Source organism: Entomobacter blattae (assembly GCF_014672835.1).
Classification (GTDB): Bacteria; Pseudomonadota; Alphaproteobacteria; order Acetobacterales; family Acetobacteraceae; genus Entomobacter; species Entomobacter blattae.
Map to the genome: position 1 here is coordinate 1963643 of NZ_CP060244.1, position 16251 is coordinate 1979893.

General features: G+C 44.0%; 12 protein-coding genes. 5 read left to right on the forward strand and 7 right to left on the reverse strand.

The window, feature by feature from the left end; genetic code table 11:
* Positions 1 to 5: 5 nt before the first annotated feature.
* The 4 genes from dnaN to mutM all read right to left on the reverse strand — a co-directional run bounded on the left by dnaN (position 6) and on the right by mutM (position 4720).
* Positions 6 to 1130, reverse strand: a complete 1125-nt coding sequence (dnaN, locus tag JGUZn3_RS08745; protein ID WP_203413162.1) for a DNA polymerase III subunit beta — start codon at positions 1128 to 1130, stop codon at positions 6 to 8.
* A 118-nt stretch (positions 1131 to 1248) separates the two neighbouring features.
* Positions 1249 to 2739 (reverse strand): chromosomal replication initiator protein DnaA, encoded by a 1491-nt coding sequence (gene dnaA / locus JGUZn3_RS08750; protein WP_203413163.1) that lies wholly within the window; start codon positions 2737 to 2739, stop codon positions 1249 to 1251.
* A 542-nt stretch (positions 2740 to 3281) separates the two neighbouring features.
* Positions 3282 to 3551, reverse strand: a complete 270-nt coding sequence (rpsT, locus tag JGUZn3_RS08755; protein WP_203413164.1) for a 30S ribosomal protein S20 — start codon at positions 3549 to 3551, stop codon at positions 3282 to 3284.
* 341 nt (positions 3552 to 3892) lie between these two features.
* On the reverse strand, positions 3893 to 4720 hold the full coding sequence (gene mutM / locus JGUZn3_RS08760) for a bifunctional DNA-formamidopyrimidine glycosylase/DNA-(apurinic or apyrimidinic site) lyase (protein WP_203413165.1): 828 nt from the start codon (positions 4718 to 4720) through the stop codon (positions 3893 to 3895).
* A 51-nt stretch (positions 4721 to 4771) separates the two neighbouring features.
* On the opposite strand from mutM, the gene JGUZn3_RS08765 reads away from it, so the two are divergent.
* The 5 genes from JGUZn3_RS08765 to JGUZn3_RS08785 all read left to right on the forward strand — a co-directional run bounded on the left by JGUZn3_RS08765 (position 4772) and on the right by JGUZn3_RS08785 (position 10960).
* Positions 4772 to 5551 carry a class I SAM-dependent methyltransferase gene (locus tag JGUZn3_RS08765; RefSeq protein WP_203413166.1) on the forward strand — a complete coding sequence of 260 codons (780 nt, stop codon included), beginning with the start codon at positions 4772 to 4774 and terminating at the stop codon, positions 5549 to 5551.
* Between the two features lie 120 nt (positions 5552 to 5671).
* On the forward strand, positions 5672 to 6952 hold the full coding sequence (gene coaBC / locus JGUZn3_RS08770; protein ID WP_203413167.1) for a bifunctional phosphopantothenoylcysteine decarboxylase/phosphopantothenate--cysteine ligase CoaBC: 1281 nt from the start codon (positions 5672 to 5674) through the stop codon (positions 6950 to 6952).
* 281 nt (positions 6953 to 7233) lie between these two features.
* Positions 7234 to 7686: a dUTP diphosphatase gene (dut, locus tag JGUZn3_RS08775; RefSeq protein WP_203413168.1), complete on the forward strand. Its 453-nt coding sequence runs from the start codon at positions 7234 to 7236 to the stop codon at positions 7684 to 7686.
* 166 nt (positions 7687 to 7852) lie between these two features.
* Positions 7853 to 9586: an ABC transporter permease gene (locus JGUZn3_RS08780; protein ID WP_408871745.1), complete on the forward strand. Its 1734-nt coding sequence runs from the start codon at positions 7853 to 7855 to the stop codon at positions 9584 to 9586.
* 27 nt (positions 9587 to 9613) lie between these two features.
* A complete protein-coding gene (locus tag JGUZn3_RS08785) occupies positions 9614 to 10960 on the forward strand; it encodes an ABC transporter ATP-binding protein (protein ID WP_203413169.1) in 1347 nt (448 codons plus the stop codon).
* Positions 10961 to 11004: 44 nt separating this feature from the next.
* On the opposite strand, the gene msrA is transcribed toward JGUZn3_RS08785, so the two are convergent.
* The 3 genes from msrA to JGUZn3_RS08800 form a co-directional block, all read right to left on the reverse strand.
* Positions 11005 to 11541 carry a peptide-methionine (S)-S-oxide reductase MsrA gene (msrA, locus tag JGUZn3_RS08790; RefSeq protein WP_203413170.1) on the reverse strand — a complete coding sequence of 179 codons (537 nt, stop codon included), beginning with the start codon at positions 11539 to 11541 and terminating at the stop codon, positions 11005 to 11007.
* Between the two features lie 67 nt (positions 11542 to 11608).
* Entirely contained in the window at positions 11609 to 13330 is a 1722-nt protein-coding gene (gene ilvD, locus JGUZn3_RS08795) for a dihydroxy-acid dehydratase (protein ID WP_203413171.1), read from the reverse strand.
* A 104-nt stretch (positions 13331 to 13434) separates the two neighbouring features.
* A complete protein-coding gene (locus JGUZn3_RS08800; RefSeq protein WP_203413172.1) occupies positions 13435 to 16122 on the reverse strand; it encodes a valine--tRNA ligase in 2688 nt (895 codons plus the stop codon).
* Positions 16123 to 16251 lie beyond the last annotated feature (129 nt).

The window sequence follows — 16251 nt, forward strand, 5'->3', positions numbered from 1 at the left end:
ATGCTTTATACCCGCATTGGCATTAAAACATAAAGAACGGAAGGGTTATGAATATCCTTGATAAGGGCTGGTGAAGAGCTATCGGAAAAAGAAAATTCTACATCTTTTTCAACCTGATCAGTAATATCGTTTAAATAACGGGCTTGAAAGCCAATTTCCATTTCTTCTGCCTCGTAGGAAATATATTCTTCATCAAGCTGCTCTTCGGCAGTACCTTGCTCTTGGCTGGTGGCAATAAGAGTCAGCAAACCTTTTTTTAAAGAAAGCTTCACTGGGCATGACCGCTCTTGGCTAATGGCAGCAACCCTTGCAACCGATGAGGAAAAATCTTCTTTTCCCACACGAAGAATACGGTCGTTATTTTGGGGAATAACACGCTCATATTCTGGAAATGTACCATCAATGAGCTTAGACTTTAAGGTAACATGCCCAATAACAAACTCAATAAGATTATCAGACAAGGCAACCTGAATGGTTTCTGGTGCCTCATCTAAAAGTTTATAGAGTTCGTAAACTGTTTTACGGGGAATGATAATTCCCGGAATTTCCTCTGCTCCTTCCGGTACTTCTGTTTCTATACGCGCAAGCCTATGGCCATCTGTTGCAACAGCCCTGAGCATTTTCCCCATATGGCCTTCGGAGACATGCAAATAAATCCCATTCAGATAATAGCGTGTCTCTTCGGTTGATATGGCAAACCGTGTATGTTCAATTAACCCCTGCAACACCTTGGAGGAAACTTTGAAACGATAGGAAAGTTCCTTATCGGCCATAACTGAAAAATTGCTCGCATCAAGTGTATTAATGCTGGTGGCAAACCGCCCGGAACGCAAGTGTAGCGGGTTATCGTCTCCAGGTTGTTCCAGCTCAATGTCCACCCCATCTCTAAGCTTTCTTACGATATCATATAAGATGGCAGCTGAAACGGTTGTGGCCCCTTCTTCTTGCACGAGGGCATCAATGGTTTCAACAACCATTATTTCCGTGTCTGTGGCGGTCAACACGAGCGTATTTCCTTCAGCCTTAAGCAAAACATTGGCTAAAATGGGGATTGTATTTCGTTTCTCTGCAACACTTTGAATATGGGCAAGCGCTTTAAGAAGAGTTGTACGGTCAACCTTTAATTTCATATCACCACAACGTCCTAACTGGGAAAACTCGTCAATTATTTTAGACTATAAAAGGATTATAAAAAGCATAAATGAAGAATTCTGCTCGCTTATATAACACTCCCTTCAGGCTGATCATTTAACTCTCTAGCATACGGCGTAGCAATTCGACATCTTCTGCAAAAGAAGTATCACGCTCCATCAGTTCTGCAACACGGCTTACGGCATGCATGACGGTGGTATGATCTCGGTTACCAAACTTTCTTCCAATTTCTGGTAACGACCGGCTGGTAAGTTGCTTGGACAAATACATGGCCACTTGCCTAGGCCGTGCTACTGCCCTCGCGCGCCTGGCAGATGACATATCTGTTAAGCGAATATTCCAGTGTTCGGCAACCTTCTTTTGTATTTCTTCTATCGTCACCCTACGATCATGCGCTTTAAGCATATCGTGGAGCACTTCGTGGGTTGCATCTAGGGTAATGGGACGGTTAAACAAATTAGCATGGGCAACCAGACGGTTAAGAGCTCCTTCCAGTTCCCGAATATTTGACGTAATCTTATGGGCCAAAAATTCCATGACCTTCGCAGGGACCTCTACACCTGAAGCTTGGGCCTTGGCCTCTAGAATCGAGATGCGCAGTTCAAAGGTTGTGGCATGAATATCGGCAACCATGCCACACCCCAATCGTGTCCGCAAACGATCTTCTAACCCTGAGAGGTCAGAAGGGGATTTGTCAGCAGAGATGACAATCTGCCGTCCAGCATCAACTAGAGCATTGAAAGTGTGGAAAAATTCTTCCTGAGTATTATCTTTGCCTATCAGGAACTGCAAATCATCAATCATGAGAACATCAACAGAACGAAGATGTTCCTTAAACTCCATGGTAGATTGTGAGCGAATAGCAGCAATAAAGCGGTACATGAATTTTTCAGCAGACATATAAGCGACTGAAACTTTTCCACCCTTTAAAAGCTCTGCTCCAATGGCATGCATAAGGTGGGTTTTCCCTAAACCAACCCCCCCATAGAGAAACAAGGGGTTAAACCCTGGGCTTACCGGTTTTTCGGCAACCCGCCTGGCACAGGCATAGGCAAATTCATTGGGTTTTCCAACAACGAATTTGTCAAAAGTAAAACGTAGATCTAAAGGCGCTGCCAGATCAGAACGGAACTCCGACCCTTGGCGCTCTTCCTTTTCTTCCTCTTCAATAACCGCAGCTTGACCTTGGGCAGTAGTGAAACCCTGATTTGAAAAGCCTGAGTCCTGGTCACGAGCCTCTTGGCGATGCACGCTTGCAGAATCACTCTCTTGGAGAGTCTGACCGAGGTTATTAGCGTTTAAAACTTGCGAGGATACCGAAGCCACCTGAAGTTCTATACGGGAAATATGGGGGCATTCAACCTGCCATAAAGCGGTAAGCTTGTCGCCATACTGGGCTTTAACCCAGTCTCGTAAAAAACGGGTAGGAAGAAACAGGGTAATCTCTTCATCCTCAGAAAAGCCAAGCCGTATCGGCTTTAACCACGTACGGTATTCAACTTCGCCCAGTTCTTTTTGCAGCCGACTACAAATTCTTTCCCAATGCATTTCAAGGATAGGAATCATAGAGCCTGTTTCGTCGTCCATTACATGATTCCCCGCTGATATAACGGTTGATTTAGAGTTGGATTCGTTTTTGCAGTCATAAGTCGTTTGCTGCCCCTGCTTTACACCATGCCTCAACCAATTACACAATACGATAGGTTGTTAAAAATCTCAAACCAGTAAAGTTATTACTATGTTCTTGAGCCGCGGCTTTACCAAAATTCAGAAAGACAGCAACAAGAAAGCCAATAACTCCTTAATGGCTTATACATTACACTATTTAAGATTTCTTCAAAGATAGGATTACCTTTATAAAAAGGCAATGAGATTTTTCTCCAATTATTTTTACGTCAAACAATACAAGTTTTTATATTGCCATCATGGAGAGTGCCAGAATCATGAGAGTTTTGCAAAAAAATGCCAAGGCATTTAAAAAACGCTCCACACCTCTAATACTGAACTTGTTCTTAATTAACCTAAGGTGTGCCTAGAATTCTAATGTTTCAGGATATAAGAGAGCAAGACAACACAAGAACAGGCACTAATTAAGTACCTATTCTTTCATCACCTGCTTCAAAACTCTATTAGACGGTAACTAAATTTTTAATCCGCCCTGAGAGACGAGACAGCTTACGAGCAATGGTATTTTTGTGCACAACCCCTTTTGAAGCTGCACGTTGCATTTCTGGTTGAGCAATCTTTAAAGCTGTTAGAGCTTCTTCTTTATTACCAGAGGCAATAGCATGCTCTACCTTTTTGATAAAGGTCCGCATACGAGATTTACGAGCGGTATTACGGGCTGTTCTCCGTTCCGTCTGACGGATGCGCTTACGCGCTGATGCGATATTCGCCATGTTTTTCTATTCTGCCGTTCCTAGAAGCTAAAAAAAGTCTTAAACTTGAGCGCGATTGGAATAAACCCAGATGCGCAGTTGAATTTGATCATTCTCTTACTTTACTTCTACAAGTCTCGTCAAGAAGTGAATAGAGATTTTACTATATTTTTATAGTATTTGGAGAAAGGATTTTCTCTTTTCAGGCTTAATTTAAGAATAAGGGGAAGATTTTCGTCTAGCTGGTCAAAACAGCACAAAAGGATTTTGAGTTTTATGAAAATTTTGCAATCCGACCATAAGGTCGTCTTGAGCAGCTTTTAAAGAGCTATATTTAAAGGACTATACCTTTACTTAAAGGGCTATACCTTTTGGCAATTCCTACAATAAAAGGTCGAGCGTCCTGCAAGAAAACGGCTTTCAATGACGGTTCCGCAGTGTTTACAAAGGGCATCTTTACAGCCATAAACTTTCCATTCTTTTTGGAAATACCCCATTGAGCCATCAGCTTTCACATAATCCCTCAGACTTGACCCCCCAGCCTCAATGGCCTGTGCAAGAACAGCCTGCAGGGCGGCCTTAAGTTTTTTAACCTCGTAACTCTTTAAGGAGCTTGCTGCCTTAAAAGGGGAAATCTTTGCTACAAACAAGGCTTCATTCACATAGATATTTCCAAGGCCTGCTACCACCCTCTGGTCTAATAAAACAGACTTGATCGCAGCCTTATGACGGCTTAGTTTCTGGTGAAAATACTCAACCGTAAAGGTTGGATCAAAAGGCTCCTTTCCGAGATGTCTTAACAATGGATGGTCACCCTCCAACCCAGTTTTTGCCAAATCCACTATTCCAAAACGCCTCGGATCAATAAGAGAGAAATGTATCCCCTCCTTTGTCTCAAAACTTAAATGTTCATGGGGGGTTATGATATCCAACGGCCGAGATTTTAAGAGAACTCGGCCCGACATCCCTAAATGGAGCAGCAATGTCCACGAGTGAGATAAGTTCATGCAGATATATTTTGCCCTGCGCGTGAAACCCAGTATACTGCTCCCTTCTAGGCATTCTTTTAAATTGGCCGGAAAAGGCTTACGCAAGTCGGCCCGCCGAACTGTAACAGATTGGATACAATGCCCACTCAGGCTTTGGGCCATTCCCCGCATAATGGTTTCAACTTCCGGCAATTCTGGCATAATAGTTTCTCACCACTCTTTAATATTATTATTACAAGGCTACCCTATATCATGAACTCCCTTCCTCACGACAGCGCAATTTCTGGACAAGCTCCTGAAAATACAACAGATTTTGGCTATAAGAATGTTCCTGTTAAAGAAAAAGAGCAGTTAGTACGGGCGGTTTTTGATAGTGTAGCCCCAAAATATGATATTATGAATGACCTTATGTCTTTGGGAATCCATAGAGTCTGGAAGAAAATATTCATCACTGACCTTCGCCCTTCACCCTCTGCCACGCTTTTGGATCTTGCAGGAGGAACAGGGGATATTTCGTTTGGTTGGCTTGGAAAAGGTGGCGGTAATGCCATTCTCAGTGATATCAATTTTTCCATGCTCTCTGTAGGGCGCGAGCGCGCATTGGAGCGGGCCTTGGTTTCCCGCCTTGAGTTTGCAGTTATTGATGCTGAAAATATTGCCCTTCCAAACGGAAGTGTGGAGCGGGTCAGTATGGCTTTTGGGCTCAGAAACTGCACCAACAAGCTGGCGGTCTTAAAGGAAGCTTATAGAGTCTTAAAACCAGGTGGGCGGTTTTTATGCCTTGAATTTTCAAAAGTGGCCATCCCCCCCCTCTCTCCTCTTTATGATATATGGTCTTTTAAAGTTCTTCCTGAAATGGGCGCTCTTATTGCCAAAGATAGGGAGAGTTATCAATATTTGGCAGAGAGTATCCGTATGTTTCCTAATCAGCAAACCCTAGCTGATATGTTCGAGGAAGCGGGCTTTGAAAAAGTGAGTTACCAAAACCTTTCTGGTGGAATAGCAGCCATTCATTCCGGCTGGAAACTCTAGCTATTCTGGATCAATAGGTTGGCTTGACCTTCTATCATCATGAAATTTTCGCTCACCAAGATTGACCTTATCTTTTTAAACGACACCCCTGCTTAAACAATACCCCTACGAAGGATATATATGTCTGAAGCTTCCCTGACACCTTCATCCAAAAAAGTTCTTATGATTATTACGGGTGGCATTGCTGCCTATAAAACCATTGAGCTTACAAGAGCTTTAGTACGAGAAGGTTTGCAGGTCCGTTGTGTTCTGACCGCAGAGGCGGCCCATTTTGTTACACCACTAACCCTTCAGTCCCTTACGGGTGAAAAAGTCTATACCGACCTTTTCTCTTTAACTGATGAACAGGAAATGGGCCATATCGCCCTTTCCCGATGGGCTGACATTATTGTTGTCTGCCCTGCAACAGCCCATATCATGGCAAGAGCTGCTCATGGGCTGGCCGATGATCTGGCCTCAACCTTATTATTGGTTCACTTAAAAAGAACCCCCGTCATTCTTGCCCCTGCGATGAATGTTGCCATGTGGCACAACCCTTCCACTCAACGTAACCTCTTAACCCTTCAGCAAGACGGCTATCATATTATCGAGCCTGAAGAAGGAGAAATGGCGTGCCATGAATATGGCGTTGGCCGCCTTGCTTCCCTGGAGAGGATTCACAACGCTATTCGTTCAACCCTTCAGCAAGAAGAGGGGGATATATTGAACGAAACACTGCTTCGTTCCCTTCCCGCCCCTCTTAGAATTCTGATTACAGCGGGCCCCACACATGAGCCCATAGATCCCATTCGTTTTATCAGTAACCATTCTTCAGGCCAGCAAGGCTATACCTTAGCCAAGGCTTTTCATGATTTGGGACAACAGGTTATTCTGGTGAGTGGTCCAACGGCTCTTCATCCGCCACCTCAGGTGGAGGTTATTGATGTTGAGACGGCATTAGAAATGCACGAAGCCTGCATGGAGGTTTTACCAGTTGACATTGCCATTATGGCAGCGGCTGTCTCGGATTGGCGTGTACAATTTGTGCCTGATCAGAAGATGAAAAAATCTCAGCACCAAGGCCCCTTACAGCTCACGCTTATTCAAAACCCCGATATTCTGGCAGAGATTGCTCAACATTCTCAGTATCGCCCAAAACTGGTTATAGGATTTGCAGCGGAAACTGAGAATATCGAAGACAATGCCTTGCAGAAACTCAAAAAGAAGAAATGTGATTGGATCATTGCCAACGATGTTTCCGCGTCTACAGGCATTATGGGGGGAGAGGAAAACCAACTCCAAGTTTTTACCACACACTCTAAAGAGGGATGGTCACAAAAAAAATGGCCTCGTATGAAAAAGCAACTTCTAGCCTCTTACTTAGCGCAATCAATCCTTGAATATTATAACAACCTTTTATAAAAATGAGCATAAGAGACTTTAGGAATACAAAGTCATTTTGAATACAGAGTCAATAAAGCAGCCATGCTGATTTTTTCACGGTTATAGGCCCAATTTCAGGAGATAATAGGTTTAAATCTTTATGCTTTGTCCCGAACTGTCACCGGCATAAGCTATCACTGGCAAAGGAATAACAAGTAGCCTTTAATAGGTTTTTCCATCATGGAGCAGAACAGGATGACTGCCTATCTTCTTCATGCAGAGCCCCCAATAAGGCATTTATTTCATCATAAGGACCCTCTATGAGCACGGATATTAAGGTAAAAGTCTTTCAAATGGCGCATGCTAGAGACTTGCCACTCCCTCAATATGAAACCTCCGGCGCCGCAGGCTTTGACTTCCCAGCCGCCATTGAGGATGAGCTGGTGATCCTGCCTTTTGGGCGGGCCCTTATTCCAACAGGCCTTCAAATAGCCTTACCAGAAGGCTATGAGCTCCAAATTAGGCCCCGTTCAGGCTTAGCCCTAAAAAATGGTATAACATTACCTAATTCGCCTGGAACGATCGATGAGGACTACCGTGGTGAAATTAAGGTTATTCTTATGAATTGCAGTGATGATCCTTTTATTATAACACGGGGAATGCGCATTGCCCAAGGCGTTCTTGCCCCCGTTGTAAGGCTTTCATGGGAAAAGGTAGAGGGATTGGAAGAAACCGTCCGCTCAGAAAAAGGCTTTGGCAGCACAGGCCATTAAACAAGATTTTTCGGGGATATTCCTGTTTGCATGACCCGATGAGAAGAAATAATAAAAACAAAAAATATCTTTTTTCTTTAAAAAATGGTTTTTACACTTTTGCCAGAATAAAAAAAATACTACTCATGAAGGAATTCTGAAACTCTAGCCAAGCAGAGCCGGCTTTATGAAAAATTTGCAACGTCTTCCCGCCGCAGTTTTTATGAGCCGGACCAAACTGAGTTGGCTGGATCTGGTTTCCATACTCTGTATTATTGCGTTTGCTATCCTTGTTGGATCAGCGGCACGGCATACGTTAGCCCCCCTCTCTGCAGCCGATGCCACAACCATTCATCTTGATCCATCCTGGCTACCCTCTTACGCCTTACGCACGGTATTGCGTATGTTTGCCGCCTTGTTTTTTTCGTTATTATTTACATTTACCTACGCTGTATGGGCGGCAAAAAACCCGCGTGTAGGAATGATTTTGGTACCTGTGCTGGATATTTTGCAGTCTGTCCCCATTTTGGGGTTTTTGACCTTTACGGTTGTCTTTTTTATGGGTCTGTTTCCTGGGCAGGTATTGGGAGCAGAACTGGCCGCTATCTTTACTATTTTTACCAGTCAGGCCTGGAATATGGCCTTTAGCATGTACCAATCCCTTAAAACAGTCCCTTCCGACTTGGAGGAAGTGGCAAAAACCTTTCAACTGACCCCTTGGCAAAAATTCTGGAAACTTGAAGCCCCCTTTGCAACCCCTTCCCTGGTTTGGAACACGATGATGTCTATGTCAGGGGGGTGGTTCATGATTGTTTATTCTGAAACAATCAGTGTAGGGCAAACAAGCTTTGCCTTGCCAGGTATCGGCTCTTATGTAGGGGCTGCTATAGATCAGCGAAATATCATGGCGGTGATTTATGCCATTATTGCCATGTTTATTGTTATTATTTCTTATGATCAGCTTCTTTTTAGGCCCTTAGTCACCTGGTCATCGCGCTTTAGAATGGAAACAGTCCAAGAGAATCCCCAAAAAGATCCCTGGGTTTCTCTTATCCTTCGCAGAACCCCTTTTCTACACTGGCTATTTGGAAAAATCGGTGACGGTTTATCCTTCCTAGGAAGCCTGCCCTTAGGAAAGAAAGCCTCTCCAAGCCTTTTGGACGATAAGAGGAAAAACACAAAATACGATATTTTATGGTATGGTCTTCTCCTTGTTTTCTCCCTTTTGGCATTAGAAGAAGTGGTTAGGTTTTGTTATTATAATATCAGTATTTTTGAGGTCTTTCTTGCTATAAAATTAGGGTTTTACACTCTGCTTAGGGTTATCGCAATGATTGCACTGGCCAGTCTTATATGGGTGCCAGCTGGAGTTTATATTGGGCTAAACCCAGCCTGGGCCCAAAAGGCTCAAGTGATTGCCCAAATATTCTCGGCCTTCCCCGCTAATCTCTTTTTCCCTATTTTTGTTCTATTCATTGTTCACTTTCATCTGAATAGCAACATATGGCTAACCCCCCTTATGATTTTGGGAACACAATGGTATATCCTCTTTAACGTTGTAGGAGGAGCGGCCTCTTTTCCAACAGACTTAAAAGAGGTTACCAAAAGTTTCCATATCCAGGGCTGGTTATGGTGGCGACAGGTCATATTACCTGCTATTTTCCCTTCCTATATCACGGGTGCCCTTACCGCTTCAGGGGGCGCATGGAATGCTGCCATTGCTGCTGAAGTCGCCAGTTGGGGTTCTATAACGCTCTCTGCTTCTGGATTGGGGGCCTACATCGCCCATGCCACCACAGCGGGTGATACCACAAAAGTAGGCTTAGGCATGGTGGTAATGTCCAGCTATGTTCTTATTTTTAACCGAGCTGTTTGGCGCCCCCTCTATAACTACGCTAGCCGCAGGCTTTCCATTTCCTAAATCATCCATGGACTTCAGGTTGTCTCTATGTCGCAGAATACCAAACAAGAACTTATTTGTATACAAGACTGCAAACAAGCTTATCATAAGGAAAATAACACCAACCTGATTGTGCTCGATAAGGTAAATCTTCACTTATACACCAATGAAATTGTTGGGTTATTGGGCCGCTCCGGCTCTGGAAAATCCACCCTTTTGCGGATTATTTCTGGCCTTTTACGCCCCACTGAGGGCAAAATTTTTTGGAAAAAAAAACCTCTTACCGGCCCTACTTCCGGAATTGCCATGGTTTTTCAATCCTTTGCGCTCTTTCCATGGTTAACCGTACAGGAAAATGTAGAAATTGGCCTAGAAGCAAAAGGCGTTTCCAGAGCAGAGCGAAAGGTCTTGGCAGAAGAAGCCATAGATCTGATAGGCCTTGCAGGTTATGAAAAAGCCTACCCCAAAGAGCTCTCTGGTGGAATGCGCCAGCGTGTTGGGCTGGCACGAGCTCTTGTGGTTCATCCTGATCTGTTATTAATGGATGAGCCATTTTCTGCTCTGGATGTACTGACCGCAGAAAATCTCAGGACAGACCTTATAGAGTTATGGTCGGAAAGAAAATTACCGGTTAAATCCATTCTGATTGTAACGCATAATATTGAAGAAGCGGTTTTGATGTGTGATCGCATCATTATATTTTCTTCCAACCCTGGCAAAGTGGCCCATGAACTTACGGTACCCTTACCTCATCCAAGAAGTCGTGAAAACCCCGCCTTTCGGCAGCTGGTTGATAGAATCTATACCCTTATGACCCGTAAGGAGCCGGAATATGTGCCCCCCATCCTTACTGAAGATCAACCGGAACTGATTAAGTCGCGCTTTTCCAGGCCCTTACCCGACTTGCCCTTACATCTGGTTATCGGAATGATGGAAACATTGGCAGCAGAGCCCTATAATGGTCGTGCAGATTTACCAAAACTCGCCGAAAGCTTGCAGCTTGAGCTTGATGACCTTTTGCCTTTGGGGGAATCCCTACAGATGTTAGGATTTGCAACCCTTGAGGAAGGCGATATCTATCTGACTTCCATTGGAACAGAATTTGTCAATAGTGAACAAGAACAAAGGCGTACAATATTTAGAAATAACATTATTCAACGTATCCCTCTTGTCAAAGCCATTCGGGTCATCTTGGATGAACGATGGAATCACCGAGCCAGTGCAGAACGCTTTAGAGATGAACTGGAAGATACCATGTCACCCGATTATGCCCAACAAACCCTTAACACCGTAACCAATTGGGGACGATATTCAGAGCTTTTTGACTTTGATGAAGAGGCTGATCAATTCTTTCTGGATGAAGATGATCAGGTTTACAAAATTGAATCAAAATAATTTATAAATTTATTAAAATAAATTGTTTATTATAAACAAAGACTTTATTTTAATAAATCTAAATAGCTTTGTCTAAATTTATAGACTTTTGGGGCTACAACAGCCTGACAATAAGCTGATTGTGGATTTAAAGCAAAATAATCATCATGGCTGACCTCTGCTGGATAGAACGTTTTTCTCTCTTGAATTTGTGTAACAATGGGGTTTTTCCATAAGCCTGCCTGAGCAACCTGCTGGAGCACATCCTTCACCGTCTGCGTTTCTTCCGCATTGCTTGTAATCACAATTGAGCGGTATTGCGTGCCCTTATCGGGGCCTTGCTGATTCAGAGTCGTTGGGTCGTGAACCGTAAAAAAAATGTTGAGTAACATTTCTAACGGTATCTCTTCTGAAAGATAGGTAACCTTAACAACTTCTGCATGGCCTGTAGCGCCAGTACAGACCTGTTCATAGGTTGGGTTAGGCACATCTCCCCCAGCATAACCACTTTTAACGGCTATAACCCCTTTAAGATCTTTATAAATTGCCTCTATACACCAAAAACAGCCACCCCCGAGAATAATGGATCTTTTTTCAGTCACAACGCTCTCTCCTGTGCAAAAGGCATTTTATTTTATCTTGGTTAAAGGGAAGAGGTAAATACTGATATTATAAATCAGCATAAATATGAGTTTCCTCTTTGGAGCCAGGATGGGTTACCGCTCCCTTGGAGGCTGGACCAACAAGTTGGGCGAATTTCCAGATTGCACCACTGTTATAATCTGTTTTTCTGGGTTTCCAGTTTTTGCGCCGCTCTTCTAGCTCCTGCTCAGATAAGGCCACCTCTATGGTTCCTGCTTCAGCATCAATAATAATACGGTCGCCATCTTTTAACAGAGCAATAGGCCCACCAACGGCTGCCTCTGGGCCCACATGGCCTACGCAAAACCCGCGTGTTCCCCCTGAAAAACGACCATCCGTAATGAGGGCTACCTTCTCGCCCATCCCCTGCCCATAAATAGCTGCTGTTGTTGAAAGCATTTCCCTCATACCAGGGCCACCTTTTGGCCCTTCGTAGCGGATAACAATAATATCGCCTTCTTTATAACGATGCTGTTTAACAGCTTCGAACGCCTCTTCCTCACAATCAAAACAGAGAGCTGCTCCTTCAAAGCGCAAAGTTTTCATCCCTGCAATTTTAACAATGGCCCCATCGGGTGCAAGATTACCCTTCAGTCCAACAACACCGCCCCTTTTGGTAATAGCCCGTGAAACAGGAAAGACAACATCCTGATCTTCCGGTATTTTTACATAAGCCAAATTCTCAGCCATGGTCTTGCCAGTTACTGTCATGCATTCCCCATGGAGCAACCCTGCATCTAATAAGGACTTTAATATAACAGGAATGCCACCAACTCGATACACATCGAGAGCTACATACTTTCCGCCTGGTTTTAAATCGGCAATGTAAGGGGTATCGCGCATGATACGAGCAACATCATCAAGAGTGAAATCAATTCCAATTTCATTGGCTAAGGCCGGTAAATGTAACCCTGCATTGGTTGAACCTCCCGTAGCACCAACAACAACTGCGGCATTCTCAAGGGCTTTCTTGGTGACTATATCCCTAGGGCGAATTTTATGTTTAAGCAGGTTCATAACAGCCCGCCCACTTTCTATAGCCCATTTATCCCGCTCCTCATAAGGTGCTGGAGCACCGGCAGAACCCGGTAAGGCCAAACCAATAGCCTCACTCACGGTAGCCATTGTATTGGCTGTAAACTGCCCCCCACATGCTCCCGCTGATGGACAGGCCACACATTCAAGTTCGTGTAATTCTTCCTTGGGGATTTTTCCAGCCGCATATTGGCCAACAGCCTCAAAAACATCTACAACTGTAACATCCTTACCCTTATAGGTTCCTGGAAGAATAGACCCCCCATACATAAATACACTGGGAACATTTAAACGCAGCATGGCCATCATCATCCCTGGAAGGGATTTATCACACCCTGCAAGACCCACAAGCGCATCGTAACAATGGCCCCTTACTGTGAGCTCCACAGTATCGGCAATGGCATCGCGGGAAACCAGAGAAGATTTCATTCCCTGATGGCCCATAGCCATGCCATCAGTGACTGTAATAGTGGTAAACTCCCTAGGAGTGCCCGCCTTTTCCTTAACCCCTGTTTTAACAGATTGGGCCTGACGGGATAAAGCAATGTTACAAGGAGCTGCTTCGTTCCAACAAGTAGCAACCCCTACCAAAGGCTGGTGGATTTCATCTTCTGTGAGGCCCATCGCATGAAAGTAGGATCGATGCGGTGCCCGATCATAGCCTTCGGTAACATGGCGAGAAGGAAGATGGCTTTTATCCCAATGCTTAACCATTTTGTAAATTCCTTTTTTATAATTTTATAATAAAGAGAGTTATTGAGATGAAATCTCTAAACATCAATTTTTATAGCTTTAAATCCAGGTCTATCTATCTTCTTCTAGGCTAAACGAGCCAAAGCTGCCTCAAATCGTTTAATTTCATTTTGGAAAGTGAATAGCCGCTGACGATTTTCTTCTACAACTTCTGGTTTGGCACGAGAAATAAAATCTTTATTAGCCAATTTTGCCTCTACTTTTGCCAGTTCATTCCCCAAACGGCTAATCTCTTTGCCTAAACGCTTTTTTTCGGCAACAATATCAACAACACCACTAAGAGGAAAAATAAGAGTGGCTTCCTGAAGAACAGTTTGCGCACTTTCATCGGGGATATTCCCTTCCAATTCATGAAATTCTGAAACCCTTGCCATTCTACTCAAAGCCTCTCCCCAGTCTTTTGCAATAGCTCTATGGGCTGAGTTCATCTCCATAACGTAGACAGGCATTTTTTGGGCAGGAGGAATATTCATTTCTGCACGAATAGTTCGGATTTCAGAGATCAGGCTTATTAACCAGTCTATATCTTTTTTCTGGCTTTCTGCCATGCTGGAAGGACGTGGCCATTCTGCCCTAATCAGGCTGCCACGGGGGCCATACCCAAAATGATGCCATAACTCTTCAGTAACAAAAGGCATAACAGGGTGCAGTATCTTTAATATAAACCCCAATATAGCACCGCAACATTCTTTTAACTCTCGGGCAGCCGGCGTATCTCCTTCTAAAAACCACGGTTTTGCCAACTCTAGAAACCAATCACAAAAACGGTTCCAAACAAATCGATAACAGGCCTGAGCATAATCATCAAACCTGAAGGCTTCCAAAGCCGTTGTAACCTCAGTCAAGGTCACCTGGGCCTCTTCCATAATCCACAAAGCTAAGGGGTGTATTCCCTGATGAGCTGAGAATTCCTGATGGGCTGTAATGCCGTTCATCTCACAAAAACGAGCAGCATTCCACAACTTGGTTACAAACCCCCTAAATTCTTCAACCCGCTTTTCTCCCAGCCTTACATCCCTTCCAATTCCCGTGGAGATACTAACAGTAAAGCGAACAACATCAGCTCCATATTTATCAATTAAAAGGAGGGGATCTATCCCGTTTCCTTTACTTTTAGACATTTTCTGCCCATGTTCATCGCGCACCAATCCATGAATATAAATTTTTTTAAAGGGAACATCTTTAATAAAGTATTCCCCCATCATAATCATACGGGCAACCCAGAAAAATATAATATCAAACCCTGTCACCAAGACACTGCCGGGATAATATTTTTTTAACTCTTCCGTCTCTTCTGGCCAGCCAAGAGTAGAAAACGGCCACAGGGCGGATGAAAACCATGTATCAAGAACATCTTCATCTCGAGTAAGGATTTTCTCATTTTTATAATGGGCAAATGCTTGTTTTTTGGCTTCTTCTTCATCAAAGGCTACAAAAACGTGGCCATCGGGCCCATACCAGGCCGGAATTTGATGACCCCACCATAATTGGCGGCTAATGCACCAAGGTTGAATATTGTTCATCCAGGCAAAAAAAGTATTTTCCCACTGCTCGGGAATAAAGGCTGCCTCTTTCTTCTTAACAGCTTTAATCGCAGCTTTTGCCAAGTGTGGTGCATCACAATACCATTGTAAAGTTAGCCGAGGTTCAACAATGGCCCCGCCCCTATCAGCATGGGGAACTTGGTGAATATGGGATTCAACCTTATCCAGCAACGATAATCGCTCAAGCTCTTCAACAATGGCAGCGCGTGCCTTCTCTCGTGAAAGCCCTTTTAGGCTATAAACAAATTCCTTATCGGCCAAGCCAGAAACGTTGGTTAACTGCTCTTCGATTTCGGTGAGAATAATATGTGCCTCTTCATCAAGCACAGTATAAAGGGGAAGATTATGCCTTTTTCCTACCTCAAAATCATTAAAATCATGGGCTGGAGTGATCTTGACAGCCCCTGTTCCCTTTTCCGGATCTGAATATTCATCCGCTACAATAGGCACCCGCCGACCAGTTAAAGGAACAATAGCGGACTGACCAATAAGGGTGGTATAGCGGTCATCCTCTGGATGAACGGCAATGGCAACATCTCCCAACATGGTTTCAGGACGGGTCGTTGCAATGGTAATAAACTGCCCTTCTTCTTCAGCAACAGGATAGCGAATATACCATAAATGCCCTTTTATTTCCTTATTAACCACTTCTAGATCTGACAGAGCAGAACGAAAAACTGGATCCCAGTTCACCAACCTGTTGTCTCGGTAAATAAGGCCATCCCGATAAAGGGTCACAAACACCTTTCTAACAGCAACAGAAAGCCCCTCATCCATTGTAAAGCGCTCTCTCTTCCAGTCTAGCGACGCCCCAAGACGCCTAAGCTGTTGAGTAATTTGCCCACCGGAATTATTTTTCCACTGCCAAACCCGTTCGGTAAACTTCTCTCTCCCCAGCCCTTCGCGAGAAAGTTTTTCCGAGCGGAGCTCTCTTTCTACGACAAGCTGGGTTGCTATACCTGCATGATCTGTTCCCGGCTGCCATAACACATCATACCCTTGCATGCGGCGCCAACGCACCAGAATATCTTGCAAGGTCATGGTTAAAGCATGCCCCATATGCAAGTTCCCGGTAACATTAGGGGGAGGAATCATAATAGCAAAAGCGGGCTTACTACTGCCTGGATCGGCGGAAAAAACGCCTGATTCTTCCCATAAGTGATAAAGAGACTGTTCAACTTCCTGAGGAGAAAAAGTTTTTTCTAGCATAAAGGGTATGGCCTGTATTTTTCAAAAGAGAATCTTGGTAAAACGCTAAAGACAATACCGCACTCTAGCTTAAAAATACAATGCCAGAGAACAGAAAGGAGGCTTCCGTTTTTTCTCTGCTCTATCCAC